Annotated in this window: 21 protein-coding genes; 5 read left to right on the top strand and 16 right to left on the bottom strand. The window is 44.6% G+C overall.

Annotated elements, in window-relative coordinates:
* Positions 1 to 234 precede the first annotated feature (234 nt).
* From GB993_RS06300 to GB993_RS06265, 8 genes are all read right to left on the bottom strand, one after another.
* Complete coding sequence (locus GB993_RS06300) at positions 235 to 888, bottom strand: amino acid ABC transporter permease (RefSeq protein WP_017261430.1); 654 nt, start codon at positions 886 to 888, stop codon at positions 235 to 237.
* A 16-nt stretch (positions 889 to 904) separates the two neighbouring features.
* Positions 905 to 1,543, bottom strand: a complete 639-nt coding sequence (locus GB993_RS06295; protein WP_161003542.1) for an amino acid ABC transporter permease — start codon at positions 1,541 to 1,543, stop codon at positions 905 to 907.
* Positions 1,543 to 2,373, bottom strand: coding sequence for a glutamate ABC transporter substrate-binding protein (locus GB993_RS06290; protein ID WP_161003541.1), 831 nt, complete (start codon positions 2,371 to 2,373; stop codon positions 1,543 to 1,545). The genes GB993_RS06295 and GB993_RS06290 overlap by 1 nt, the downstream gene beginning before the upstream one ends.
* 193 nt (positions 2,374 to 2,566) lie before the next feature.
* Positions 2,567 to 3,304, bottom strand: a complete 738-nt coding sequence (locus tag GB993_RS06285) for an amino acid ABC transporter ATP-binding protein (protein WP_017261427.1) — start codon at positions 3,302 to 3,304, stop codon at positions 2,567 to 2,569.
* A gap of 173 nt (positions 3,305 to 3,477) precedes the next feature.
* Positions 3,478 to 4,449 (bottom strand): DUF6681 family protein, encoded by a 972-nt coding sequence (locus GB993_RS06280; protein WP_161003540.1) that lies wholly within the window; start codon positions 4,447 to 4,449, stop codon positions 3,478 to 3,480.
* A 51-nt stretch (positions 4,450 to 4,500) separates the two neighbouring features.
* Complete coding sequence (locus tag GB993_RS06275) at positions 4,501 to 4,977, bottom strand: hypothetical protein (RefSeq protein ID WP_161002405.1); 477 nt, start codon at positions 4,975 to 4,977, stop codon at positions 4,501 to 4,503.
* Between the two features lie 169 nt (positions 4,978 to 5,146).
* Positions 5,147 to 5,584 carry a Fur family transcriptional regulator gene (locus GB993_RS06270; RefSeq protein WP_161002404.1) on the bottom strand — a complete coding sequence of 146 codons (438 nt, stop codon included), beginning with the start codon at positions 5,582 to 5,584 and terminating at the stop codon, positions 5,147 to 5,149.
* Between the two features lie 105 nt (positions 5,585 to 5,689).
* Entirely contained in the window at positions 5,690 to 6,247 is a 558-nt protein-coding gene (locus tag GB993_RS06265) for a guanylate kinase (protein WP_161003539.1), read from the bottom strand.
* A 470-nt stretch (positions 6,248 to 6,717) separates the two neighbouring features.
* On the opposite strand from GB993_RS06265, the gene GB993_RS06260 reads away from it, so the two are divergent.
* From GB993_RS06260 to GB993_RS06245, 4 genes are all read left to right on the top strand, one after another.
* The gene (locus GB993_RS06260) at positions 6,718 to 8,109 is read left to right on the top strand and encodes an APC family permease (RefSeq protein WP_161003538.1); all 1,392 of its coding nucleotides are present in this window, start codon (positions 6,718 to 6,720) and stop codon (positions 8,107 to 8,109) included.
* 742 nt (positions 8,110 to 8,851) lie between these two features.
* The gene (locus GB993_RS06255; RefSeq protein WP_161003537.1) at positions 8,852 to 9,601 is read left to right on the top strand and encodes a WxL domain-containing protein; all 750 of its coding nucleotides are present in this window, start codon (positions 8,852 to 8,854) and stop codon (positions 9,599 to 9,601) included.
* A gap of 102 nt (positions 9,602 to 9,703) precedes the next feature.
* Positions 9,704 to 10,738 (top strand): WxLIP family cell surface protein, encoded by a 1,035-nt coding sequence (locus GB993_RS06250; RefSeq protein ID WP_161003536.1) that lies wholly within the window; start codon positions 9,704 to 9,706, stop codon positions 10,736 to 10,738.
* 21 nt (positions 10,739 to 10,759) lie between these two features.
* A complete protein-coding gene (locus tag GB993_RS06245) occupies positions 10,760 to 12,274 on the top strand; it encodes a WxL domain-containing protein (protein WP_161003535.1) in 1,515 nt (504 codons plus the stop codon).
* 54 nt (positions 12,275 to 12,328) lie between these two features.
* Here the strand turns inward: GB993_RS06245 and GB993_RS06240 are convergent, their stop codons facing one another.
* From GB993_RS06240 to GB993_RS06220, 5 genes are all read right to left on the bottom strand, one after another.
* A complete protein-coding gene (locus GB993_RS06240) occupies positions 12,329 to 13,408 on the bottom strand; it encodes an ABC transporter substrate-binding protein (protein WP_161003534.1) in 1,080 nt (359 codons plus the stop codon).
* Positions 13,405 to 14,229, bottom strand: a complete 825-nt coding sequence (locus GB993_RS06235; protein ID WP_161003533.1) for an ABC transporter permease — start codon at positions 14,227 to 14,229, stop codon at positions 13,405 to 13,407. Before GB993_RS06235 ends, GB993_RS06240 begins: the two co-directional genes overlap by 4 nt.
* A complete protein-coding gene (locus GB993_RS06230) occupies positions 14,219 to 15,037 on the bottom strand; it encodes an ABC transporter permease subunit (RefSeq protein ID WP_161003532.1) in 819 nt (272 codons plus the stop codon). Before GB993_RS06230 ends, GB993_RS06235 begins: the two co-directional genes overlap by 11 nt.
* Positions 15,034 to 16,134: an ABC transporter ATP-binding protein gene (locus GB993_RS06225; RefSeq protein WP_161003531.1), complete on the bottom strand. Its 1,101-nt coding sequence runs from the start codon at positions 16,132 to 16,134 to the stop codon at positions 15,034 to 15,036. Before GB993_RS06225 ends, GB993_RS06230 begins: the two co-directional genes overlap by 4 nt.
* Positions 16,135 to 16,965: 831 nt before the next feature.
* Positions 16,966 to 18,591: an ABC transporter substrate-binding protein gene (locus GB993_RS06220; RefSeq protein ID WP_161003530.1), complete on the bottom strand. Its 1,626-nt coding sequence runs from the start codon at positions 18,589 to 18,591 to the stop codon at positions 16,966 to 16,968.
* 471 nt (positions 18,592 to 19,062) lie between these two features.
* On the opposite strand from GB993_RS06220, the gene GB993_RS06215 reads away from it, so the two are divergent.
* Positions 19,063 to 21,495, top strand: coding sequence for a Xaa-Pro dipeptidyl-peptidase (locus GB993_RS06215; protein WP_161003529.1), 2,433 nt, complete (start codon positions 19,063 to 19,065; stop codon positions 21,493 to 21,495).
* Between the two features lie 378 nt (positions 21,496 to 21,873).
* On the opposite strand, the gene GB993_RS06210 is transcribed toward GB993_RS06215, so the two are convergent.
* From GB993_RS06210 to GB993_RS06200, 3 genes are all read right to left on the bottom strand, one after another.
* Entirely contained in the window at positions 21,874 to 22,629 is a 756-nt protein-coding gene (locus tag GB993_RS06210) for a CPBP family intramembrane glutamic endopeptidase (protein ID WP_161003528.1), read from the bottom strand.
* A 159-nt stretch (positions 22,630 to 22,788) separates the two neighbouring features.
* A complete protein-coding gene (locus GB993_RS06205; RefSeq protein WP_161003527.1) occupies positions 22,789 to 23,985 on the bottom strand; it encodes an MFS transporter in 1,197 nt (398 codons plus the stop codon).
* Between the two features lie 75 nt (positions 23,986 to 24,060).
* Positions 24,061 to 26,283 carry an alpha-galactosidase gene (locus GB993_RS06200; protein ID WP_161003526.1) on the bottom strand — a complete coding sequence of 741 codons (2,223 nt, stop codon included), beginning with the start codon at positions 26,281 to 26,283 and terminating at the stop codon, positions 24,061 to 24,063.
* Between the last annotated feature and the right edge of the window lie 59 nt (positions 26,284 to 26,342).

Here is a 26,342-nt window from a genome sequence, read left to right as displayed (position 1 = left end):
CCGTGAAGGTGTTGTTAATTCGAATGGTTTTCTCGAATTTACAATACGGACGGTCGACAAGACTCGTGGGCTTTACGAGGCTTGTCGGCGAGGTGAGAGACTCCGAACTTGGGAGGCTTGAACCGGTCCCACGGCGAGCGTGCCAATGCTGACCACCGGAAGCAATGAACAAAAAAACCATCAATCACTGGCAGAAACCAGTTGATTGATGGCAAAAATGATATATAAACCGAATTAAGCTAAACGACGGTCGATGTAATTGGCCAAAACAGACAATCCGTAACATACGATAAAGTACATCACAGCAAGTGCTAAGAACATTGGAATAATGTAGTTGGCGTTCTGTCCATAAATAATTTGTGCGTGGTACGTCAAATCTGGTAACACAATGATCGTTGCCAGCGACGTATCCTTGATCAGTGAAATAAACTGACTAACCAACGCAGGAATCATCTTTTTGTAGGCTTGTGGCAGAATGATCTGGAACATAGCCTGCCAGTACGTCAATCCGTTTGCCCGGGCACCTTCCATCTGACCATTCGGAACCGCCTGAATCCCTGACCGAATAATTTCGGCCAACATGGTGGATTCGAAAATGGTCATCGCTAAGATTGTCGCTGGAATAATTTCGGGTTTGAATCCGAAGTTTGGCAATCCAAAGTAAGTGAAGAAGATGATCAGCAACAGTGGCAAGTTCCGAATAAGATCGATAATAAAACCGACAATCGCCGAAACATACTTAATTTTTGTATACCGAATAATTCCTAAAAATGAACCGAGAATAAAGCTTAAAATCACGGATGCAACGGACACTTCAACAGTAATCCACAGCCCTTCGAGGAGGTAACGGAGGTTGATCCATGAATAGGCATCAATAAATGATTTCATCTGTTAGCTCCCCTTTCTACGCTAAGCGTTTCTCTAGATAACGCATGTAGTAACTGATTGGCATCGTGATAATCAGGTACAACACCCCGACAACCATATAACTGTTAATCGTATCAAACGTGATGGATGCAATGTTGTTGGCTTGATACATTAAATCAAACCCGGCAACGAAGGCCAGCACGGATGAGTTCTTAACCAAGTTAACGAACTGGTTACCAAGTGGGGGAATAACCAAACGGAATGCTTGTGGCAAGATGACGTTTGACATGGCCTGCCAGAACGTCAATCCGTTCGCCCGAGCACCTTCCATTTGGCCTGGGTCGACAGATTGAATCCCTGACCGTACCGTTTCAGCAATGAACGCTGATGTATAAATTGTTAGCCCAATCGTCCCAGCAGTAAAGCCGTTAACTTTAACGACATACATTGGAATGACAAGGTAGAAGAAACTTGTAATAACCAGTAATGGAATGTTCCGGAAAATTTCGATATAGATCCGAGCAATTGTGCGTGCCACTTTACTTTCCGTAACTTCCATGATGGCAAATAATGAACCGATAATCAGACTGAAAATTAACGCCAGGACACTGGATAATAGCGTCCAACCCAGACCGGTCAACAGCTCTTGCCAATGATCAGATAAAATAGTAATCATTATCGCTCCAGCTCCTTGTAGTTAAATCCAGGCACGTTACCGAACCATTTTTTAATTAATTGATTATATTCGCCGTCAGCTTCCATTTCCTTGATGGCCTTGTTGACCTCGTTAGTAAATGGCTTTTGACCTTTATTAACGGCAACCCCGTAAGGCTCCCTGGTGAATGTCCCGCCAACAACTTTAAAGCCAGGGTTTTGAACGGCCATCCCATAAAGGATCCCGTTATCAGTAGTTAAGGCAACCCCTTGACCAGCTTTCAGAGACGTCAATGCTTGGGCATAATCTTGAAGTTCCAAGACACGAGCCTTAGGCGCAAACTTCTTAATGTTTTGAACTGAGTTCGCACCGACAACCCCCAGAACGGTTGTCCCAGATTTGTTTAAATCACTGACGTTTTTGATTTTACTGCCGTTTGGAACTAGTAGCGACTGACCGGCATCAAAGTACGAATTCGAAAAGCTAACAACTTTTTCACGTTGTGGCGTAATCGTCATCGTGGCGATAATGGCATCAATATTCCCATTTTTCAACAATGGAATACGTGACTGTGACGTCACTTGAATAAACTTAGCTTTCCCCTTTTTGCCGAGGATGTGCCGGGTAATGTGCTTAGCCATGTCCACATCAAACCCTTTGATTTGATTATCACGAACATCCATCAAACCAAACAGTTTGGTATCGGCCTTAACACCCCATGTAATTGTGTTTGCCTTGCGATCATTTTGCAGAACGTCTTGTTGCGACAGTGATTTTCCACAACCACTCAATGTCAGCATCAACGCGCCCAACGCCACTAATAAGGTCGCAAGTCTGAATTGTTTCTTCATGACAGTGCCTCCATAATTGTGTGCCGAAAACTCGGAATCTGGGCTTCGGCAACACTTTCTAAACGTGCACCCAACTCCTGAATCCTGTGCACAACCCGAAAGCTGAAACTGCCCTAGCAAAGACCGCTAGTTCAATTTCACCATTCACGTTGTTGCTCGGATTCACCCGGAGTTAGGCAACACTCTTTCCAAATTAGTGGTTAATGATCTTGCTCAGGAACTGACGGGCACGTTCCTCTTTTGGATGATCGAAGAATTCCTTCGTTGCATCATCTTCAAGAATTTGGCCGTCCGCCATAAAGATAACCCGGTTAGCAACTTCACGGGCAAAGCCCATTTCGTGAGTCACAACCAGCATTGTCATACTTGAGTCGTTAGCAATTGTCTTCATAACACCCAGCACATCGTCAATCATTTCTGGGTCCAACGCAGATGTTGGCTCGTCAAAAATCAATGCCTTTGGCTGCATAGCTAGTGAACGCGCAATGGCCACACGCTGTGCCTGCCCACCAGAAATTTCGGATGGCATGTTGTTAGCTTTGTCTGCCAAACCAACTTGGTCTAACAGTTGCATGGCTAACTTCTTGTTTTCATCTTCTTTTCTATGTAGCACGATTCGAGGTGCCAACATGATGTTTTCCAACACAGACTTGTTTTCATACAAGTTGAAGTGCTGGAACACCATTCCAACATTCTTCCGAATCCGGTTCATATCCGTCTTCGGATTAGCCAGATCCTGCCCATTGACAATTAACTGGCCACTCTGGATCCGCTCCAAACCATTAATTGTTCGGGATAATGTACTCTTCCCTGAACCTGACGGCCCGATGAGCACAACCGTTTCTCCTGCTTCCATCGTTAAATTAATGTCTTTTAACGCATGAAAGTCACCGTAATACTTCTGTACGTCGTGAAATTCAATCATTGACATAATCGGTTCCTCACCCTCAAATAATCTCAACCTAAACTGTTGAATTACAAGTTGTGTAATTCTCAAGGTCATTAACTAAGTTTAGACCCTAATAAGAGGGCGTGTCAAAGCTACTGTGCTCCGACACGCCCGTTTTCACGATATTTTCTTATTGATAATCTAATCTCTCAAAATTATCGATTTTCTCGACGATTTTGAGGCGTTTTATTTGACAAACTGTTGTTAACTGAATCTACATTTTCAGCAGATTTTGCAAAAGAACGCTTTGGTTCCTCAGTAAACGTCTGACTTTCAGAAAAGGCAGACGAATTCTGACTAGTCGCATTGGAGGCCGCATTCTTTTCACTGAAAGCAACCTCAACTTTAACCGTGTATGGCAAACGTCGCTCAATGACACCGGAGCGTCCGGCTGATTTAGCCACCCCGCCTTGCAAAACAGCGGTGGCTAAAAATAGTTTGAACTGCTCATGTGCTTGCTTAATGTCCGACAAGCCGACCCGTGTTACCCGACCGACCGGCAATGCCGTCATCTGATTCATCCCCGCATAGACTACAAAATGACCATCCTGTTGTCGCAGATCAAAATAAGGTAACGGTGTTCCCTCACCGATTGCAAACACTGGCTTATTGGTCTCCTTAGCCTGGTTCAAAACTTCTTGGTCACTATGGCCTTCATAATCTTGAGGTAACAGGTTGGCCGCCTGTAACTGTGCGGCAATCTGAGCCAAGTTCTTGTGGTTGGTACCATTCAACTCAACCTTAGCCGGAATGACCTGCTTTTCATCATATAACCCCGTGGCCGGAGCAAAATGATCGTATCGATCGTGATCATTGAAACGACTTTCCTGTTCTTTTAAACGTTCATCGCCCAGTAAGGCCGCAATCCTTTCAGACGGGTCGAGTACAAACCGACGTTTGAGAAAATAAAAGAAGAAGTTGACCAGTGTAAAGTACATCAGGGCAAAGAAGACCAAGATGAGCAATGCGCCACGCAAGTATCCCTGGTTTTGAATAAACCGAATCCCAATGTAGAGCAAATACCAATCGCCAAAAAAGCCCAAGATGGTGTAAATGCGTCCCTTTAACGTTGTGTTGACATTAAAATAACCAAGAAAATGGTTTGCCATGTCGAGCAAACTAAGCATGTTGTCACCTACTTACTTTTTCATGAGAGTTGCTAAATCAAAAATAACCGTCTATTGACTGCTTGATGTAGTGGTTGCGGTAGACGAGCCTGTATTAGCACCCGTATTGCCTGTTGTAGCACTATTATTGTTCGTAGAATTGGCAGTTGTAGAAGAACTGGCTGCACTTGATTCAGTGACCGATGAGCTACTTTGACGGGTCGTGGTTCCACCATCACTGTTGTCAGTCGTACTATTGCTCTTCGTCGTTGTGCTTGGCGTCGACTCATCAGTGGTTTGACTGCTAGATTTTTCGTCAGCAGTGCTGTCAGTCTTAGAACTTTCACTATTTGAACTTGAATTACTATCTTTTTTAGAATCATCCGACGATTGGATTGAACTGCCGGATGAATTGGTTACCGTTCTTGTGACCGGCGCCCCTTCAGACGTGTTCGTCACTTTGTTAACCACAATATTAGTTGCGGACAGCGCCAAAATAATCGACACAACAGCAACGGGGGTCACAAACGGCGGAATTCGATGATCCATAGCTAACTCCTTATTTATAAAACTTACTCATTGAAACGAAATCTTTTTGTTCATTGGCTGCTAGACCAATTCAACCATATAGTATAGACAAAACCCGTCAGCGTTAAACGTCGGCGGGTTCGATTTACATGGAACTTAAGATTTTCGTTTTGTTTGCTTCGGACCAATATCACTCTACACCAGCAGCAACACAGTCCGCACACAAGCCATACATTTCAAAACGATGGCCCTCAATTTGTGCCCCCGGCAACTGGTTGGCAAAAAAGTCCATTGGACACATGGTCAATTCCGTCACTTTTCCGCAATTACGACAGATGAAGTGATGATGGTGCATATTAGCGAAGTCGCACTGAAATTTGATACGCGCTTGGTCACCGTTCACCTGTTGTTCAACCAAGCCGAGGTCTTCAAATTCCTTGACGTTCCGGTAAATGGTCGCATGGCTCATCCCTGGATAAAAGTCCCGCATGTACGCATCCAAACTCGTCACATCTGTATAATGATCTGGACGTTGACACAAAAACGACAACATCGTTCGCCGTTGTTTAGTGATTTTTAGATGATGTTTCTGCAAAACTTCAACCGCAGTATTTACATCTTCTGCCATGGTAAGACCTCCAGTACATTGATGACATTTTCAATCTGTATTGTTTTTAAAAAGTAACGATTACCATTAAGTAGTGTAACAGAAAATCAGTCAAAACAATAGTTTCTAGTTCAAGGTTTCAGTAACCAAGGTATCGATTTTTTTCTTTGTTGAATCTAGGTCATCATTTACAATGACATGCGCTACATCCTTCAATTCCGCCGGTAAGGTCAGGTCGCGCCGATACTCAGGACTATCCAGCCGTTCCTGTAGCATCACCGTGTCATCCCCACGTTTGGTCATTCGATCAATCAAATCTTCATTCTGACTAACAGTCAAGAAAATAATGATCGCCTCATCACCGAGCTCTTTTGCATAAGTAATGGCACCCTTCGTGTCTAAGACGATCGTGATGTAAGGATTTTTCTCAAACCCAGCATCGATCCCCTCATGGGAAGAGCCGTAGCGGTAACCTGAATAAGCAACTTGCTCTAAATAGTGGTTTTTATCAAACGATGCATCATCTTCAAAATAATAATCGACACCGTTCATTTCGCCCTTTCGGGGTGGTCGTGTTGTATGTGTGATTACCTTAGGCATATGATAATAATCACGCAAATAATCACTGACGGTGGTTTTGCCAGTGCCGGTTGCTCCGGTAATGACAAAGACACGTTTCTTCATGGTTTTCCTCCGTTCAATTTCTCACAGATGTTAAGTTTACACCATCAGCGCAGAGTTTAAAAATGCTCCGTAATCGAAACATTAGATTCATCCTTCGTTTTGCTTTAAAAATTAACGGTTGACGATGTCTAAAAAAATCGTTATAGTTATGGTCATCAAATGAGAAAATTTCTCATACTTCAAGGAGAACGTTTATGACACAATCACTAACTCACAACACATACGCATTCGCGTTTAGTCTGTTTGGCTAGTGCTTGCATCGACTGTTGGATGCAAGCACGGTAAACTTCCGGTTTGCATCCATTCGGCTAACGTTTATTTAAAATGAACTCATACCGTTTGGATGATTGTACAACCTTCGTCTAAACGGTTTTTTAGTGTCAATCTATTTGAGGTTGATTACTGATTTAACTGGTATTTTCGGCGAGGGGCTGAAAATACCAGTTTTTTTATTAAAAAGGAGAAACGCCATGTCCATATTAGACAAAATGTTGAAAAAAGAATCACTGGATAACTATATTGATGCCGACAGTCGGCTAATTAAATCCATGTCAGCGTGGGATCTTGTCGCACTTGGCATTGGTGCCGTGATTGGTACCGGGATCTTCATTCTGCCCGGAACGGTCGCCGCAACTAAATCTGGTCCAGCCATTATCTTATCTTTCGTGGTCGCCGCCATCGTTTGTGGCCTAGCCGCCATGTGTTACGCTGAATTTTCATCCGCCCTGCCAATCGCTGGCTCCGCCTATTCTTACGGTAATGTCGTCTATGGTCAGTTTATCGGCTGGATTCTCGGCTGGGCGCTAGTCTTAGAGTACATGCTGTCTGTGGCAGCCGTGTCTACTGGGTGGGCAGCTTACTTCAACTCGTTGATTTCAGGTTTTGGCATCCACATGCCCACTGCATTGTCTGGTGCGTTTGATCCGGCACACGGCACTTACATTAACCTGGTTGCCGTCCTCATTGTTCTGTTCGTTGCCTGGCTACTCAGCAATGGCATGAAAACCTCGACACGCGTTCAAAACATTATGGTAGCCGTTAAAATTGTCATCATCCTAATCTTCGTACTAGTTGGCCTATTTTATGTAAAACCAGCTAACTGGCACCCATTCTTTCCTTATAAAGGCGGTGTACTAGCGGGAGCCTCAGCAGTATTCTTCGCTTTCTTAGGTTTTGACGTGGTCGCTGCCTCTGCTGCCGAAGTTAAGAATCCCAAACGAAACATGCCAATTGGAATTATCGGAACTTTGATTGTCGCTTCTATCCTGTATATTGCTGTCTCCGTTGTCTTAACTGGCCTAGTTTCTTACAAACGTTTAAACGTTGCGGATCCAGTTGCGTTTGCTCTGCAACAGGTTGGTCAAAACTGGGGTGCTGCCCTCGTTTCAATCGGTGCACTTGCCGGTATGTTCACAATGATGCTGGCCATGATCTACTCTTCTTCACGGCTCGTTTACTCCATTGGCCGTGATGGCCTTCTGCCCAAATGGCTGGGCAACGTTAACAAAAAAAGTGGTAATCCAACTGCCAGTTTGACAACCGTCACCGTGCTTATCGCAATCATGGCTGGTTTAGTACCACTAGAACAGCTGACAAACTTGGTTAATATCGGAACGCTGATTGCTTTCACCTTTGTCTCATTCGGTGTCCTCCCACTTCGTCGCCGAAAAGATATTAATCACACAGACGGCTTCCGTGTTCCATGGTATCCTGTCCTACCAATTATTTCCGGCTTGGCCTGCATGTTGTTGCTATTCCGGTTGCCACTGGAAACCTGGGTTGCTTCCTTGATTTGGTTTGCATTCGGAATGCTCATTTACTTCGGATACGGGATTCGTCACAGCAAATTAGTGAACAACTAACATAGTCTCAACAGCTTAATGCCGTTACGCTGACCGGAAACGCCGTTCCATGAGGACCGGTCTCAACCCGCACAAGTCACGGTTTTCGTCCTTGATTATGAGCCGAAAACCACGTCTCATAAGTCATCCCGCAACACTAAGCGGCCAAATGCTCGCCGCCAAGTGTTGCCGACACGGAACTCTGTTTCCCGTCAGCTCCACTACTTTCACAAATCAGTAAACCATTGTAAAGACCATTTGCCATTGACTGATATCTACTTAAACTGGCTACTATGTGAGCTGGAGGGCGGCAACATTGATACCGAACCGTCCCACGGCGAGTGTGTCAATGTTGACAACCGTAAGCGCCAGCCATTCTCCAAATGTACTCGCCGTTGATGATCAAACCAGCGAATTACAAAATAAATAAACAGCAATTTATTTATTTATAAAGGCCGATGTAAAGCTATTTGTCAAACGTTTTTCACATGATTTTGTCATGAATTGAACGCAGACTTCACCATAGAAGCCTGTGTTTTTGTTTGTCAAAAAAACAAATGAAAGCGGATTTGATGATTATCCTCTCATTAATATCACCTTGTGCCCTCATTTGAAGCGTCTTAAGTTGCTAACTATACTGGTATTACAAAAAAGTTGATTATTTTGCACCTCAATTACGTAGCAACACTAATTAACGGCCAAAATAATGATTTCTAATGGTTAAAGAACCATCACAGCAAGCCAAACGGAGGATTTATCGATTATGCATAAGGTAACCTTATTCTTCTTTTCAACCCTCGCAGTACTGACACTTACCACTGCCACGGTAAGCGCGGATCGTGGAGCAGACAACAGCCATGGCCCAGGTACTGCCGCAAATAACATCACTAATGTCACAACAGTTGGTCAAGGATTTATTGCTGATGGCACTAGCAACGCCTCAGCTCACTCCACTGCACAATTTGAAGTGAAGCCTGGCGATTTAACACTTGACCACGTGCCCAACCTAAATTTGTCAACCGCCAAAGTCGCAGACATTATCAACGGTGATGTTACTGTTAACTACAGCGATAACACTGTGAACAGCGCCAACAATTTTGATGGTAACAACGATGGTAAACTCGATATCGCCGACTACACTGGCACGAACAATGGCTGGAAGCTGATGACCTCACTAGGCCAATTCAAAAACACTAAAAGTTCCGACACCATTGCAAATGCAAAACTGGCACTGAATGCAACCAGTTCAAAAAGCGATAGCGACGTTGCCAAGCCAAATGCGATCACGCTTACTGCTTCATCAACAAACGATAATGGCACTGGCACTCAAGAAACCGCCATTTGGACGGCTGACAAGGGCACCGGTCAAGGCTTCAACGAGGCCCTTTACGCAGACACTAAGAGTGCTAGCCTCACCATCAGCAAGCAAACCAATGTCGCAACGGGTGTTTATCAAGGCACTTTATACTGGAATTTGGTTAACGTTCCTACTGCTAACGCGCCAAAAGCCTAACCTTTTTATTTACACTACCTCTTAAACAACTCACCGTGCCCGTTTTGTCCTCAGACAAAACGGGTTTCAGTGCAATGCCAACTATATTAAAGGAGTGTTTGTATGTCCGGTTTATCCCCTAATCGAACACATTATTTCGAATTATTACTTGCCTCATTATTCGCCGTCCTCTTACTATCGCTGGCGTCAGTTAATGCAGCATCTACTGGCAATGGCGCTGGTTTTACCGTCCGTGCTGAAATTCCTGATAACCAAATCGATAAAAGTGTCAGCTACTTCGATCTAAAGGTTCACCCGACCTTAGAACAACGATTGACACTAATTGTCGCTAATACCTCATCGCAAGCACGCACGTTGAGCGTGACACCGACAAATGCATGGACCGGCGATAACGGTCAGATTAGCTACAGTCCTAACAAAAAGCGGCAGCCCGCAGGACATAATACATTTACGGATTTAGTCAGCGCTGGTGTCAATGTGGCTCTTAACCCCCATGAAGCTAAACCCGTTACGTTTGTCCTTAAAACACCAACCAAACAACTCAAGGGTCAAATTGTCGGCGCCTTTTACGTAACCGATAAGCATGCACAACACCCTTCCAATGGTAAAAACTTTCGCATTAATAACCGGTACGCAATGACGTTGGGAGTCAATTTACAGGAAACGGACTCATTGACGCTAGCACCAGATTTAAAGTTGAATCAAATTAAAACAAGTACCAACCATTATCAATCGCAGGTGACCGCCAGTGTGGCTAATACACAACCAGTGATGTTTGGTGAAATGACCATCACTGGACAAGTGTACCATCGCGGCGATTCGCATCTACTGTACGAAACTACCAAGAAGCATTACGAAATGGCGCCGTTAACAAGTTTTAATTTTGGTGTTCCGGTTACAAAGCACCGGTTAAAACCAGGTCACTACACGTTTAAGCTCACCGCTAAATCAGGCAAACACATTTGGCATTTAAACCGCCACTTCACAATCACCCGCCAAACAGCGCGTCAAGTCAATCGGCATGTGACCGTTCACCACAACTGGACTTGGCTATACATTTTGCTTAGCGTACTGGGCGCGCTTATTCTCATAATTGTTGGCTATCTTGCGGGCAGTCGTCGCCATTCAAAAAAGTAAGGATAAGGACTGTAAATCAACATGAAGTTTAAACGCGTGTGGTTGAGTATCATCATGTTCATATTAGTGTCACTATTGTTACCCATTACTGGTCATGCAGACGACAACATTGTCCCCAAGGGCACACCGAGTGCGGATCCATTTTCAGTTGGTAGATTGGTGTTTGTCGGTGGCTTCACGCAACAGCCGCTCAGTCTGAACACCGTATCAGACAAAGACTACCAACTTTCATTTACAGCCATTAAATCTCTTTTTGACCCTTGGACAGATAACATAACAGCATCTTGGTATATTAGTGAGGATGGTCAAAATTGGAAAAAAGCCCAGGACGATGGCAATGCATTGTCAGGCAGCTTTAAAACTCATCAACACGTTGATCACGTCTCTACATTTTATTATCAAATTTCAGTGTCAATTCATGGGTTTTTGACTTCTTCCGTTTACTGGTCCAAAGTTGCCAAAGTAACGATTTCCCCGCAAGACGTACACGCCACTGCCTTATCCATCGCAGGTGAAAGCGATACGCTCCCAAATGCTAATTCAGAAAACATTCTGGCAACGCTAACGCCAGCTAATGCAACGGATTCAATTAAGTGGTCTGTTGACAATTCACAGTTAGCCACTATCGACGCCACCTCTGGCAAGCTAACCGCAACCTCAGATTTGAATCAATATGGCAAGGTAACGGTTACAGCCACCACTTCAAACGGCATTACCGCTAGTACTGTTGTTTACGTCGGCGCATTACAGGACAAACTTGTTAATGAGGGAACTGACGCTTCTTTCATCATCAAGGGATTTCCTAAATCAGCCTATGTCGTCGGATGGCATCAAATACCGCCTCATGGCTCAGACAAGCCCGCCACTAACGGACCGAACGTAAGTATTTCTGCATCCCCAGACGGCATGCAAAATGGTATGTTAACGGTCAAAAACACTAGTGCTTCACAGACTCAAACACAGTATTACGCAGTTATCGGATTCAATGGGGCTGATCAGCAAACGAATACAAACAAAGCACGTCTGTTTGTGAATCCCGGTGGTCAATTAACGCTAGATGCCATCCCTAACTTCACATTTAGCAAAGCCGATGGTACGCCACTCACCGTTAATAACATTACCCATGGTGTGTCATTAGCATCAATTAGTAACACCCCAGGTAGTACATCGCTAACCTATGATGGCAATGATCAACAATTACTATCGATTTATGATCCTCGTGTACACAGCTCCGGTTGGTCACTCACAGCCGCGATGGCTGCCTTTACGAACACTGCGACTCATCAGCCAATAGGTGACAAAGGTGGCATTAGTTTGAATTTGATTAACGATCAAAACAAATCGTTGGCTACTTTAAAAGATGACGACCAACCAGTTTCAGTCATCAACGCAACAACTCCGAACACTAATGTTCACAGCCTTTTATCTGGCAGTACACTGACAATTGACCCCACCCACGCGGCTAACAGCGGTCACTACTCTGCCACCATTTCTTGGACACTAGCAGATGTCCCGACTGCTAATGCTGCTAAATAAATAGTGCCTCGCAAAAAAACAGGCTTGTGGAAAAATTCCACAAGCCTGTTTCACTTACTTTCTAAACATCTTAAATTGCAAGAATAAATCGTTATACGTACCCGTTTCCTTTACACCGAGGTCTTGGTATACCTGTGTATCTTTGATGACACTAGCACTTGGATAAAACTCCTTGTCCTGGCGAACATCTGCAGGCAATAACTGTTCCGCTGGTGCATTAGGCGTTGAGTAGCCCACGTACTCTGCATTCTGTTTGGCGTTTTCCGGACGGTTCATAAAATTAATGAAAGCGTAAGCGGCCTTCAAATGTTTGGCCGTCTTCGGGATAACCAGGTTATCGATCCACAGATTGGTACTTGGCTTCGGAATGACGTAATGAAGATGACTATTATTACTGATCATCTCAGCCGCATTACCAGAGTATGTTACGGCAACCGCTGACTCATTTTGCTCCATGTACATCATGATTTCATCATCGAGCACAGCCTTAACATTAGGCGTCAACTTTGTGAGCTTCTGCTCCGCTTCATCCAACTGAGTTTGGTCATGCGTATTCGCCGAGTGGCCTTGCGACATCAATGCCAATCCTAAAATATCACGCGAAGAATCGACTAACATGATGTTGTCCTTAAACTGTGGCTTCCACAAATCGTCCCAGGTCGTCAATTCACCTTTTTTAACAAACTTATCATTGTAAACAATCCCCAATGTACCCCAGAAATAAGGCACAGAATACTCATTGTGAGGGTCAAAAGCCAAGTTTTTAAATTGGGGCGAAATGTTGTTCATCCCCGTTAATCGGCTTTTATCCAATGGCCTGAGTAAATGGTCAGCCTTCATTCGCTGAACCATGTACTCACTGGGAACTGTCAGATCATATGACGTGCCACCCTGTTTGATTTTTGTGTACATGGATTCATTACTATCAAACGTTTGGTAGGAGACATGATAACCTGTTTCGTGTTCAAACTTCGTTATCAACGCTGGATCGATGTAGTCGCCCCAGTTGTACAGGTTTAGCACGTTGTTGCCAGAACCAACGACGCCTTCAACACGCTGTAAATGATGCGCAGTCAGACCAAGTCCCAAACTGACTGCTAAGATAACAACAACCAAACTAACTAATCGCTTCATTTGATCACCGCCTCAACTTGTTGACGGTTTTTGGTTTTGCGCCCCTGATTATACTGTTCCAGGAAATAGTACCCCGCAATCAGTAGCAGTGAAACTAGGAACCACAGCGTTGACAACGCGTTGATTTCCAAATCGACCCCTTGCCGAGCACGTGAGTAAATTTCCACAGACAACGTTGAGAAGCCATTTCCAGTGACAAAGAACGTAACCGCGAAGTCATCCAGCGAATACGTGACGGCCATAAAGAAACCGGAAAAGATACCCGGCATGATTGCCGGCAAAATCACCCGCGTCAACGTTTGCCACGGATTGGCACCCAGATCAGCGGCGGCGTCGATCATAGATGCATTCATTTCATTCAACCTGGGCAAAACCAGCAACACAACGATTGGAATCGAAAAAGCAATGTGACTCAGTAGCACTGAGATAAAACCCAGTCGCAACCCTAACATTGTGAAGAAAATCAGGAAACTGGCCCCGATAATAACGTCGGGAGAAACCATCAAAATGTTATTCAATGACAGCACGGTCTGTCGGATCGCACGATGGCGTGTTTCGTACACACCTAACGCCCCTGCCGTGCCGATGATTGTCGCAAACAGGGATGACAACAACGCCACAATGAGTGTGTCTAGCACAATCTGAATCAATCGTGGGTCATGAAATAATGTTTGATAATGGGCAAACGTGAAGCCATGAAAATTGCTCATCGTATTGCCCTTACTAAAGGAATACATGACTAAAAATAAAATTGGCGCATATAAAATGATAAACACAATAATGAGGTAGGCTTTGGACCAGCCGGACAGTTTACTTTGCATGACGTGTCCTCCCCTTTTCCTTGCGTTCCCCGGTTAATAGCATCGTAATCACCATTGCCACAATCAAGATGACACCGATTGTCGAACCCATCCCCCAGTTTTGTGTAACCAAGAAGTGTTGTTCAATGGCAGTCCCCAAGGTAATCACACGGTTACCACCGATTAGGCGCGTAATCATGAAGAGTGATAGTGATGGAATAAAAACGGACTGAACCCCGGATTTTACGCCATCCAGTGTTAATGGAAAGATTACCCGGCTAAACGTTTGCCAGCCACTAGCCCCTAAATCACGGCTAGCATTGACATAGGACGGGCTCAATTCCGCAATAGCATTATAAATGGGCAGAATCATAAACGGAATTTCGATGTAAGTTGCAACGAATAGAAAACTTGCATCGGTAAACAGCAGTTGTTTAGGTCCGATACCGATAAATGTCAAAAAGCTGTCCACTGAGCCGCTACGTGATAGTAATCCAATAAAGGCATACGTCTTTAACAATAAGTTAATCCATGTTGGCAAAATAATCAGCAGTAACCATAATTGCTTATGCTTTAATTGATTCAATAGATACGCCGTTGGATAACTGATCAGCAGCGTAATTGCTGTGATCAAAAACGCATACCAGACAGAATTAAACGTCATTTTCAGGTAAACGCCTGAATGAAAATACGTCGCGTAGTTGCTTAGGGTGAAGTGCCCTGCGATATTAAAGAATGATTGATAAACAATCAGTACGACTGGTGCAATGACAAACAGTGCAATCCACAAGCCGTACGGAATGTAGTAGAACAGTTTGCCTTGTTTCACCGATCAGATTCCTCCCCTTCATATGTTTCCAAACGGGCATCAAAATCTTCTTCAGATTCGTTAAACCGCATCACATGGATATCCTCAGGATCGAAGAACACACCAACCTGGGCGCCCACTTCCGTGCGGTGAATGGAGCGAATCCGCCAACTGTTACCGGTGTCATCGTGGCCCGTGATTTCAAAGAACACACCACGAAACAACTGCGTATCCACAGTCATTGTCAACGACCCCTTGTCCACCGTTGTGATATCCAAGTCTTCTGGTCGGATAACCACTTCAACCGGTTCGTTTGGCCGCATCCCAGCGTCCACACATTTAAATTCATGCCCAGCAAACGAAACTAGATAATCAGCAACCATATGACCGCGCACGATATTACTCTCACCGATGAAGTCAGCCACAAAATGGTTGATTGGTTCATCATAAATATCGACCGGTGAACCAGTTTGCAACACTTGTCCAGCGTTCATGACGAAAATTTCATCACTCATGGCCAGTGCTTCTTCCTGATCATGAGTCACAAAAATAAACGTAATCCCTAATCGTTGCTGCAATGCTCTCAATTCGTACTGCATTTCTTTACGCAGCTTCATATCCAGCGCAGACAGTGGTTCATCTAGTAATAGCACGTCAGGCTCATTCACGATGGCGCGTGCAATCGCAACCCGTTGTTGTTGACCGCCAGAAATTTCATTAATTTCGCGGTCTTCATAGCCAGACAATTGAACCATCTTTAACGCATCCAGAACACGGGTACGAATATCCTTTTTGCTGACCTTACGTAGTGTCAGTGGAAACGCAACGTTATCAAACACATTCATATGCGGAAACAACGCGTAATCCTGAAAGACAGTGTTTACCTTCCGTTTGTTAGCTGGCACGTTATTTATCCGTTTGCCATCAAACATCACGTCGCCCTCAGAGGCATCCGTGAATCCTGCAATAATACGTAAAATTGTGGTCTTCCCACATCCAGACGGGCCCAACAAAGTGTAGAACTTACCCTGTTCTATTTGAAAGTTGATACCCTTGAGTACCTCGGTCTCACCGTAACGCTTTACGATGTCCTTAAACTCAATAATGGTTTTCGTCAATCTAACGTCCCTCCATCACCATTAAATCTGCATTCTCATGCGGTTTACATTGGTTTCAATAGTAACCGAAATAGCACCAAATAACTAGCAAATTTACCTAGCTTGTGGAAGTGTCACTTGGTTGTAATAAACTACTTATTTTTTATTGTGTTTGTTCGGATTGCTTACGATTTGTTTCTTCGTTTGGTCTTCGTTAGGTGGATAAAAGTCCGCTAACGGTTGGCTGCTTTTGAAACCTCCTGCGGGGACCGGTTCGAGCCTGAAAACCACAGTCTTTCACCTCGCCTTAAAGCCGGCACACCCCGCCGTCTGTAAGATCGTCCCGTGTTGTAGACTCGGACAGTTCACCGAATCTACAACACTCTCACAGTCGTTTTCAACGCTGCCGCCCTCTCGCTCACATTCACGTTGCTAGCAGTCGAATCAAACGTTGAAACTCATTCCAACCAATCGATCCGTTTCTGATTGTTAAATGGTAGCTAACGCAAATTTTTTCCACTATCCTCAACGTCTTGACAGATAGTTAAACAGTTTGTTCCCTACTACTGCCAAATTACTGTCACTATGTCAGCTGAAGGGCGTCAACAGTGATACCGAGCCGTGAAAGTGGTGTAAATTCGGGCTGGTTTTGCCGAATTTACACCACGGACGGCCGCAAAGACTCGCGGTTCTCACGAGGCTTGGCGGCGAGGTGAAGGACTTCGAACTTCAGAAGGCCTGAACCGGTCCCATGGCGAGTGTGTCAGTGTTGACAACCGTAAGCGGCCATCGATACAAAACAAAAAGTGCAACAACGATTCGTAACCGTCATTGCACTTTATAAATCTGCGATTACTTGATTGTCACGTCACGGAAGAACAACCCTGTTCCGTTTGGATCAATGGCTAGTCCCTTAACGCTCGGACGTTGCATATAAACGTAGGCGCCTTGGAAAACCGGTGCAGTAAACGCGTCCTTCTTAACAATTTGATATTCAGCATCCTTCAAGGCCGCCCAACGCTTGGTTGGGTTTGTTGCATACGTCGAGTTGGCGTCTGCTACATCCTTCAAATACGTTGGATTCTTGTAGTCTGTGTTCAAGTGGTAAGCCCCACCATCCGTGATGAATTGGTAAGGATCTTGATAATCCGGACTCCAAATACCGTAGATAATATCAAACTGATAATTGTGACCAAAATTCAAGCGTTGTTTCAATGGTACTTCGCGGACTGAAATTTTCAATCCTGGCAGGTTCTTTTGATATGAGCTTTGCATGAATTCAGCGACAGCCTTCGCCTCTGGTGTATCCGCCGATAAGAATTCCAGCGTCAGGCTCTTTTTACCAAGCTCTTTCAGCCCTTCCTTGAATTCCTTTTGCGCGTATGCACGATCATACGGAACTAAATTGCCACTGTACTTCCGGAAATCTTCACCAGTGACCGAATTTTTAACAAAGTTTGCTGGCACAATCCCGTTTAGCGGCGTTGACCCATCCTGCAAAACATTCTTTGTTAACTGTGTCTTATTGAAGCCAGTGGCAAGGGCGCGGCGAATGTGAACATTGCCCGTCGCTTCCCGCTTAGTATTGAAGTTTAAGTAGCCAATTGCTGGAATCTTGCGAACGTGATAACCGCTCCGCCCCTTATACTGCTTGACATACTCATTATCCAAATCAATAAAGTCTAATTTACCGGACTGGTATAGGTTTGCCGCTGTACTTTCAGACTTAACGGTAGTCAGCGAAATTTTATTGATATGAACCGACTTAGCGTCCCAATATTTTGAATTCTTCACGAAGGCCCACTTATCGTTCGTTCCTGTCCACTCAGTTACCTTAAATGGACCATTGTAAATGGCATGAGCGGCGCTCGTACCGTAGGCCTGGCCCTGCTTCTTCACATAAGCTTCATCCTGTGGTGCATACGGTGCAGTGGCTAATAACTCGTTCAAATAAGTGATTGGATTGGCTAATGTAACTTGTAGCGTCGTCTTGTTTAAGGCTTTTACGCCTAAATCAGTGATTGGTTTCTTACCCAAACGGACGTCCTGACCATTCTGCAATGGGTCAATGTTTTGCGAATTTGGAGAGCCCGTCGTCGGATCAGCAAGCTTTCGCCATGCGTAAACGTAGTTTTGTGCCGTCACAGGATCGCCGTTTGTCCATTTGTTTGTCTGCAGTTTAAATGTATATACCTTTTGATCTTTGGACACGGTGACGGACTTTGCTCCAGCCAATACTGGCTTGCCCTTTTGATTGAGCCTGTAAAGCCCTTCAATTGCGTTTTGGATGGCTTCACCAGAACTAATGTCGGAGTAACGGCTACTGTTCAACGTCGCTAAGGCGTCAACGGTACCTACGCGAAAATTATTTTTATTAGCGGTGGTCTTTTTATTCCCACAGGCAGCTAACGTAATGGCCGTAACTGTTGCAACTGAAACTAACGCAACCGTTCGAAGATAATGTTTAAAGTATTTCACTTTTATCGCCCCGTTTAATTTAAATTTGACTCCCAATGTATGCTTACTTATTCCATAGCCCGCAAATCCAACATCGCACGTTTGCCACCAACCTTAGCTTATTGACAAAAAAGCGGACCTAACCAACATTGTGGTCAGGTCCGCTGTTATCATCAAAGATTATTGATAACTAGACTTGTTGACTAACCACACGTTGATCCACGACAAAACAAACACACTGTTCTTGTGTGCAACAAACGTGTTCGACTGTTTTTGTCGTGAATGACATGTGATAGCCTCCATCCGTTATTCCTTCTTGATAAACTTACTGAAAATAAGTAGCCTTGTCAACTAAACTTTCTCTTCTAAAGTTTCTCATGCCTTTGCCATTATCACGTGAAAGAAAGCGTTATAATTATTTTTAAATTGTGTTTGAATTTGCAAATCAAGTGACGCACTCTAAATCGGTTTGCAGACATAAAGGAGTTTATTATGAAAAATAATCAGTTTGCCCGTCTGGATACCGATTTAACAACGGCAATCAGTGAAATGCAGACAATCAACTTTTACGATGCCAGCGTTGCTAATGCAACAAACGGGGTCTTCACATACCGTTTGTTACTGCGCAAGGCCTTTTTGGACGCCACTACTGGCAGCAATTTTGACATCAAACTGGCCAACTACCTGGCGACCCCAGCGACTAACCTAGCCGACTGGTTGGATTTAGAACAACCTGTGACTGCGCCAATTTTCTATCGTGTGGCCTTGCAATTGTTAGACTTCCTGGAAACCGTCGACTACGACTTAACCGATCCATTGGCTGCCATGACTAAGATTCAACTGCCGGTTTACCGCACGGATCATGACGAATGGTCTAAGGATGATGTGTTGGCTGCGTGGTACCTTTTGTTAACTACGCACACTAAAAACGGGCAAACATATTTAGACAAACTAGCCGTTAATGGCTACTTCACTAATTTATACTCCCTCCCTGCCAGCAAAAAGCCGTTATTCTTTAACGGGAAAGCACAGCCTGTGTTTGATCAAAACAATCTGATTCGTGAAGTGGTCTATGTCGAAAGTGACGTTGATTCCGATCATGACGGCAAGCTCGATTTATTAAAGGCAGAGATTATCCGACCGCGTGAAACAAACGATGGTTTGAAAGTTCCAGCGCTCTACACGTCGAGCCCCTATAATCAAGGGATTAACGATGAAGCCGGCGAGGCACAAACGCACAATGTCAACGTGCCACTCACAACCAAAGAACCCAATCATACTAACTACGCTGACATTGAATACCACGAAACTGACCAAACTTTACCGGACAAACGCACCGTTGCCGGGGAAACTACAGCGACAGAAGAAACATTTGGTCGCGAAGCAAGTTACACATTAAACGACTACTTCCTGGCCCGGGGCTTTGCAGCCGTTTATGCTGCTGGCATTGGCACAGTGGATTCCGATGGCGTTCAAACGTGTGGTTCCGTCGAACAAACAAAATCGACCGTTGCCATCATTGAATGGCTTAATGGATCTCGGCGTGCCTTCACCAACCGTACCGATAATATTGCCATCAAAGCTTGGTGGTGCAATGGCAATATTGCCATGACAGGTCGCTCCTACCTGGGCACACTAGCTACTGCAGCTGCTACGACCGGTGTCGACGGTTTGAAGACCATTATCTCAGAAGCTGCCATCTCCTCTTGGTACGATTATTATCGTGACAACGGGTTAGTGATTGCACCTGGTGGCTTCCCTGGTGAGGACGCGGACGTTCTGGCCGTTGAAACATTCAGTCGAATGATGAAACCCGCTGATTACCATGGCATCAAACCATTCTTCGATGCACAAATGAAGTTAATGCAAGAACAAATGGACCGTGAGAGCGGCAATTACAATACATTCTGGGATGAACGAAACTATCGCAAAAACATTAAAAATATTAAAGCCGATATCGTAATGGTTCACGGTTTAAACGACTGGAACGTTAAACCACGCAACGTGGAACGTTTGTGGGATGGATTACGTGACTTACCCGTCACCAAAAAAATTATTCTTCACCAAGGTCAGCACATTTATATCAACGCTTTCCGGTCCATCGACTATACCGACATGATGAACCTCTGGCTCAGTCATGAACTCTACGGCGTTGATAATGGCGCTAAAGAACAATTACCAAACGTTGTTATTCAAGACAATGTCACACCAGAAACCTGGACGGCATACAAAGACTGGTCAGAACCAACGTTGCCAAAAACACGTTACTATTTTGCAAACGACGAACTGGTCGCAACGCCTGCTAATCACGGGGCCAAATCATTTAGCGATCAGCTTCCCCAAGAAACGTTTGACCGCTACGCCGCGCATAATGACGTTTGGGAACAAGAACTCTTAACTGCTGATAAAAATGCCTTGAGTAATAATCGACTATTGATGAAATCTGCTCAGTTCGATGATACGAAAATCATTGATGGGAAAGTTATCGTCCACGCCGCAGTCGCTGTTAATCAACCGTTAGGCATGCTGAGTTTTCAGCTGGTTGACTACGGTGAAGCCAAACGCTTCAATGTTTCGCCAACGACGATTGATGCACACGGTCTGGACCTGGGCTACCACTGGCGTGAAGATAGTTTGCGAGAATTCATGTTGGCCAGTCACAAGACTGCATTTAAGATGATTACCAAGGGCCACATTAACCTGCAAAACCGTGAGCATCCTTGGCAAAACGATGAACTAAAGCCAAATCAATTCTACGAGATCAGCGTTGAACTCCAGCCAACGTTCCATCGACTGTTAGCTGGTCATCAACTGGGATTGGTTGTTTATGCAACCGACTTTGGGATGACGGTTCGTGGCAATCAAGATTTGCAATACTCCATTAGTTTGGACCACAGTTTTGTGGATGTTCCGTTCAAGGACTAATTCAGTACGGTATATGTGATTGCGTGATTGCGTGATTGCGTTACGCAGTCTAGCGACGCCGTTCCATGGGACCGGTCTCAGCCTTCCAAACCCGGAGTCTTCAACCTCGATTCAGAGCCGCATAACCCGCTCGTCTCTGAAGTCGTCCCGTCATACTAGCTGGCTTCCACAAGCTAGTATGACTTTCACGCGGCTCTGTCGCCAGACCACTTCACTCACTTCAGTGGTCTGTGGACAAAAAGCATTCGCAAAAAATAAACGCTACTATGAATAAAATGCATCATCAAAACGATCACACCTGAAGCGAAAATCTTCAAGTGTGATCGTTTTTCTCTTATATGAATCTAAAGCCCATGTTACAGCTGCCGTAATTAAAAACTAGATTATCGGAGTCAACCCAAGTCGCTTCAAGTCCACTGTTTTCACTTTCGTTTTTCGCAACAATAACCATGCAAAGATAAAGAATGCCGCCGCAATAATCACCAAAGGTAGCACTGGCATCTCCAGTTGCATGCCCTGACTTGGACCTGCTATGCCCGGAAAGTCTTGTAACGCATGCGTTACGATGACAAACCAGAGATTTCCTGTTCTCAGGTATATTGCCGCCAGAAGGGCGCCTATAGCTGTCGCAGAAATCATTTGTTCTGATGTTGCTAACAATGATTGTTGCGTTAAATTGAAAAGGTGCGTTGAACCAAATAATATACTGCTAACCATTACGCCAAAAAAGATTTGATGTTTTCCAGAAAACGCCCTGATGGCTAATGGCAATATCATACCGCGAAAAACGTATTCTTCAGTGAGGCCGACAAACATCGCTAAAACAAAGGCACTTAAGATGGCCGTGACGCGGCCATCTCTGATTGCAATAACGACCACAACGATTGCCAGCAAAGCGCGAAAAATGCCATACCAGTTGATCCACATTAATTTATGCGCCGAAAGAGTCGATGTCAGTCCAATCGGTTGATTTAGCCACCCTAGATTCAGTAACAACGGACCAGCTAAAAGGATAACTTCCCACATCGTTGCTCCCACAATCGAATGTGGGCTTGCCGCAAATTTTGAAATTCCCAACACCAACCAAACAACTAAAACTGGCGCTAACAATTGAACCCATTTATTTTTAAGCATTGTGAACATCTCCTCACTAAATACTTTTTTCTTATCGTGAGACTAGTATATGTTTGAACACCAAAAAAGCCCAGTAATCCGTGTTCATTACTGGGCTAAGAATCCTAGACACCTGCCATATCAGCGTTTATCAGGATCAATGGAGATTCTTTAATTGGTTTAACGCGATGCTCTGGATGAAGTTTGACGACGATGACTCCCCATTACTGCAATAGCAAACGCGCCAATCGTAATCACGACTAAGAGCGATTCAAGTAAAAAGAACGTTTTCGTCCCCACTGCGTCATGTGTAATTGCACTCAGTACCTTAATGCCATATGGCGCGAGCAAGGCGCCTGAATTAGTGCCAACCAGCAATACGGCGGCAGTCAACGTTTCGGAGTTTGGCGATGAAACCGTTGAGACACTGTTAAACATATGCGCGGCAATTAATGGATATGCAATTCCAAACACCCAAGCGCCTGCCAACGTTAGCCATAATGCGTGTGAAATTGCCATGACCAGCACGCCGATGCTCAAACAGGCTAACCCAATCGGTAAAATATAACGACTCAGCGCTTTGTAAATCTGCCCGTATGAAATGGCAGCGAGTACACCAATAATCGTCATGGAGCCAGTGATAATTCCTGCCTGACCAGCAGTGCCATAACCGACACCGGTGACAATAAACGGTAAGTGAACAAGAATGGCAATGTGGATCATCACCAAAAAGAAGAAAAAGATGGCTAGACCAACGACTTTTCGGTTAATGTGTTGATGAATCTTGTCACCTTGTTGTTTAGCTGAAACTGCCTGTGGGTTTTGTGGTTCAGGAACCACTACGTAGAAGAATATCGCAACGATAAAGGCCGCTGCATAAACCCAAAAAGTTGCGTGCCAACTAATCGAAATTAAATAACTGGCGATAAAAATCAACAATGATTGACCCATGTTTTCAAACGCACTGCGAAAGCCCATCAAATTGGCCTTTGTTTTGCCATCGTACATAAACCCAATCATGCTAACAGCCAGTGAATTGAACATCCCCAAGCCAACGCCTAACACTAAACGTGATCCAAAAATCACGGGATAACTATTGGAAAACGCTGGCACAATCCCCGCCGTACCAGCAATAATCAGGCCGATCAAAGTCGTATTCTTGTTGCCAATTTTGGCGGCAATCGACCCACTCAGTAATACCATAATCATGACAGAAAACGCTGGCAACGTCGCTAGTAATTCGATTGACGCCTGACTGACGTTGGGGAACGTCCTTTCCATAGCTGGCAAACTAACCGAAATCACATATGCAGATGTTAAGACTAACGAAATCGACAATAAGGCAAATTTGGCTACCCACGATTGTTTTCGAATCATCAATACCGCCCCCTCGGGTTAAAACAATGCTCAAACGGACATTTGATCCCTCCAGTAATTTCTTAATTGACTCATTTATTTAGCATGTACGACGTATAGATCCGCATGAAAATCGAAAGTTTGGTCACGATTATTACCGCGTTCTGCAAACAGTTCTGGAATAAAAATCCCAGCGTTCATCAATTGGCGACCTGAAAACTCACCATCAACGCCGTCTACTGTATATTGAAAATCAGGATTCAAGCCAGCAAACTTCAAACGACGATAGGCTGGATTAGGCTCTGCCAAAACTTGATAACGTCCTGCAATAGCCGTCTTTTGATCGTCACTGACGACCATCCAAGATGTCACGTTACCGTCGCCATCATACGGACTTTGTAGGCGAATAAATGTGCCTTGCTGGAAGAGCAGCCGGTACTGTTTATAAAACTTGATTTGATCAACCACAGTTGCCTTTTCAGCTGGGCTCATTTTACTAATATCCAGTTCATAGCCAAGTACACCAAAGTAAGCAACATCTGCCCGGGTTGCCAGTGTAGTCACGCGGCGATCCTGATGGTTTGGTACAGCAGAAACGTGGGCCCCCATTGTACTCAACGGATAAATCATTGAAGTCCCCCACTGAATTTTGAGCCGTTCAATGGCATCCGTATCATCACTCGTCCACGTTTGTGGCGCATAGTACAACATACCAGCGTCAAAACGGCCACCACCAGACGAACAGGATTCAAACAGAACATCAGGAAATGCCGACGTCAACCGTTCATACAACTGGTAAACGCCAAGAATGTAGCGGTGTGGAAGTTCTTCCTGTTGATCCGCTGAGAGTGCCAAACTAAACATTTCAGTAATGTGACGGTTCATATCCCACTTAATATAGTCGAGGTGCGTCTCACGAATTGCCGCTGCCATTTGGTCAAACAAATAATCGATTACTTCCTGACGAGAAAAGTCGAGCACAAACTGGTTGCGGGCCGGTGTCATTCGCCGATCCGGTACATGAATGGTCCAATCTGGATGAGCCGCGTATAGCTTACTTTCCTTAGAAATCATTTCCGGTTCAAACCATAGACCAAATTGAAGGCCCAAATCGTGAATTTTATTGGCTAACCCACTCAATCCGTTTGGTAGCTTGGCCAAGTTGACCTGCCAGTCACCTAAGGAAGTCTTGTCATCGTTTCGTTTGCCAAACCAACCATCATCGAGCACAAACAGTTCAATGCCCAGCGACTTCGCTGATTTCGCAATGGCTAATAGTTTTTGCTCATTGAAATCAAAATAGGTTGCCTCCCAATTGTTAATGAGAATTGGCCGTGGTTCTTTGACCCACCGCTTTGAGATCAAATGGTTGGTTAAGAAACGTTGAAATTGATGGCTCATGCCGTTAAAACCATCACTGGCAAATGTCATCATTACCTCAGGCGTTTGAAATTGCGTGTGTGATTTGAGTTGCCAACCGAATTCAAACGGATTAATGCCCATCGTCATCCGCGTGACGTTATAGGAATCGACTTCGACCTGCGCTAAGAAATTACCACTATAAACCAAATTAAAGCCATAAACGTCGCCGTTTTGATTCGTGGTCTGTTTACGGGCAAGTGCTAAAAACGGACTTTGTTGCGCACTGCTGGCATCTCGAGTACTACTGATTGCTTGTACACCACGCGTTAGGGTCCTCCGATACAAATGCCGTTCCCGCGCCCACGCACCAGACAATTGGATCATGTCATACTGATCATCAGAGAAATCAACGCTCGCGCTTAATGCCGCGTTGAGTTTGACCGTCGATGTCCCCTTGTTTTCAAATGTCGTGCTTCGCACAATCACGTCCTCGTCTTCGAACACACTGTAATTCAGGGTCATTTGTAAGCCGCTCTGTTGTTCAAGTAAATGAATTCGCAACGTTTGAACGTGCTTGTCATCGACGTCAGCACTGGCAGACGGCAAGGCGCCTAATTTTGGTTTCCCATCAATAATTTCATAATCTTGGTAGGTAAATTCAGAAATGCGGGCGCCATTATCGTAGGTGACCTGATAGGCAGGATACCGAAAATCGCCGTGACCGTAGCTTGGATATTCTTGTTTAATCATACTCAACGTAACTTCAGGCTGTTCCGCCGTCAGTGTCGGTGTGATGGAACGAAATTCACGATGGCGAAAATCTGCAAAGTTCACCTTAGCACCCAGTCTTGGGCCGTAATAATACTGGCCCATTTCACCGTTTTCCAACACACCCATCAAATAGCTGGTATGTGCTGTTTGCAAATTAAAATCGTGTCCTGTTACCGTGATGCTCATTGACAACAACCTCCTATAATTCAATCAAATATTAACAATCTTATGCTTTTAATTTTACA

Origin of the sequence: Furfurilactobacillus milii (assembly GCF_009864005.1) — a bacterium.
Lineage (GTDB): Bacteria > Bacillota > Bacilli > Lactobacillales > Lactobacillaceae > Furfurilactobacillus > Furfurilactobacillus rossiae_B.
Note: the sequence above shows the minus strand (reverse complement) of the source record. Positions and strands in the feature narration are given on the sequence as shown.

Bases quoted from the DNA above. Each gene is read 5' to 3' on its own strand.
- GB993_RS06240 (WP_161003534.1), bottom strand. From the start codon at position 13,408: ATGAAGCGATTAGTTAGTTTGGTTGTTGTTATCTTAGCAGTCAGTTTG.
- GB993_RS06290 (WP_161003541.1), bottom strand. From the start codon at position 2,373: ATGAAGAAACAATTCAGACTTGCGACCTTATTAGTGGCGTTGGGCGCG.
- GB993_RS06300 (WP_017261430.1), bottom strand. From the start codon at position 888: ATGAAATCATTTATTGATGCCTATTCATGGATCAACCTCCGTTACCTC.
- GB993_RS06200 (WP_161003526.1), bottom strand. From the start codon at position 26,283: ATGAGCATCACGGTAACAGGACACGATTTTAATTTGCAAACAGCACAT.
- GB993_RS06215 (WP_161003529.1), top strand. From the start codon at position 19,063: ATGAAAAATAATCAGTTTGCCCGTCTGGATACCGATTTAACAACGGCA.
- GB993_RS06250 (WP_161003536.1), top strand. From the start codon at position 9,704: ATGTCCGGTTTATCCCCTAATCGAACACATTATTTCGAATTATTACTT.
- GB993_RS06205 (WP_161003527.1), bottom strand. From the start codon at position 23,985: ATGATTCGAAAACAATCGTGGGTAGCCAAATTTGCCTTATTGTCGATT.
- GB993_RS06270 (WP_161002404.1), bottom strand. From the start codon at position 5,584: ATGGCAGAAGATGTAAATACTGCGGTTGAAGTTTTGCAGAAACATCAT.
- GB993_RS06285 (WP_017261427.1), bottom strand. From the start codon at position 3,304: ATGTCAATGATTGAATTTCACGACGTACAGAAGTATTACGGTGACTTT.
- GB993_RS06295 (WP_161003542.1), bottom strand. From the start codon at position 1,543: ATGATTACTATTTTATCTGATCATTGGCAAGAGCTGTTGACCGGTCTG.
- GB993_RS06280 (WP_161003540.1), bottom strand. From the start codon at position 4,449: ATGCTTAGTTTGCTCGACATGGCAAACCATTTTCTTGGTTATTTTAAT.
- GB993_RS06275 (WP_161002405.1), bottom strand. From the start codon at position 4,977: ATGGATCATCGAATTCCGCCGTTTGTGACCCCCGTTGCTGTTGTGTCG.
- GB993_RS06210 (WP_161003528.1), bottom strand. From the start codon at position 22,629: ATGCTTAAAAATAAATGGGTTCAATTGTTAGCGCCAGTTTTAGTTGTT.
- GB993_RS06245 (WP_161003535.1), top strand. From the start codon at position 10,760: ATGAAGTTTAAACGCGTGTGGTTGAGTATCATCATGTTCATATTAGTG.
- GB993_RS06235 (WP_161003533.1), bottom strand. From the start codon at position 14,229: ATGCAAAGTAAACTGTCCGGCTGGTCCAAAGCCTACCTCATTATTGTG.
- GB993_RS06265 (WP_161003539.1), bottom strand. From the start codon at position 6,247: ATGAAGAAACGTGTCTTTGTCATTACCGGAGCAACCGGCACTGGCAAA.
- GB993_RS06255 (WP_161003537.1), top strand. From the start codon at position 8,852: ATGCATAAGGTAACCTTATTCTTCTTTTCAACCCTCGCAGTACTGACA.
- GB993_RS06260 (WP_161003538.1), top strand. From the start codon at position 6,718: ATGTCCATATTAGACAAAATGTTGAAAAAAGAATCACTGGATAACTAT.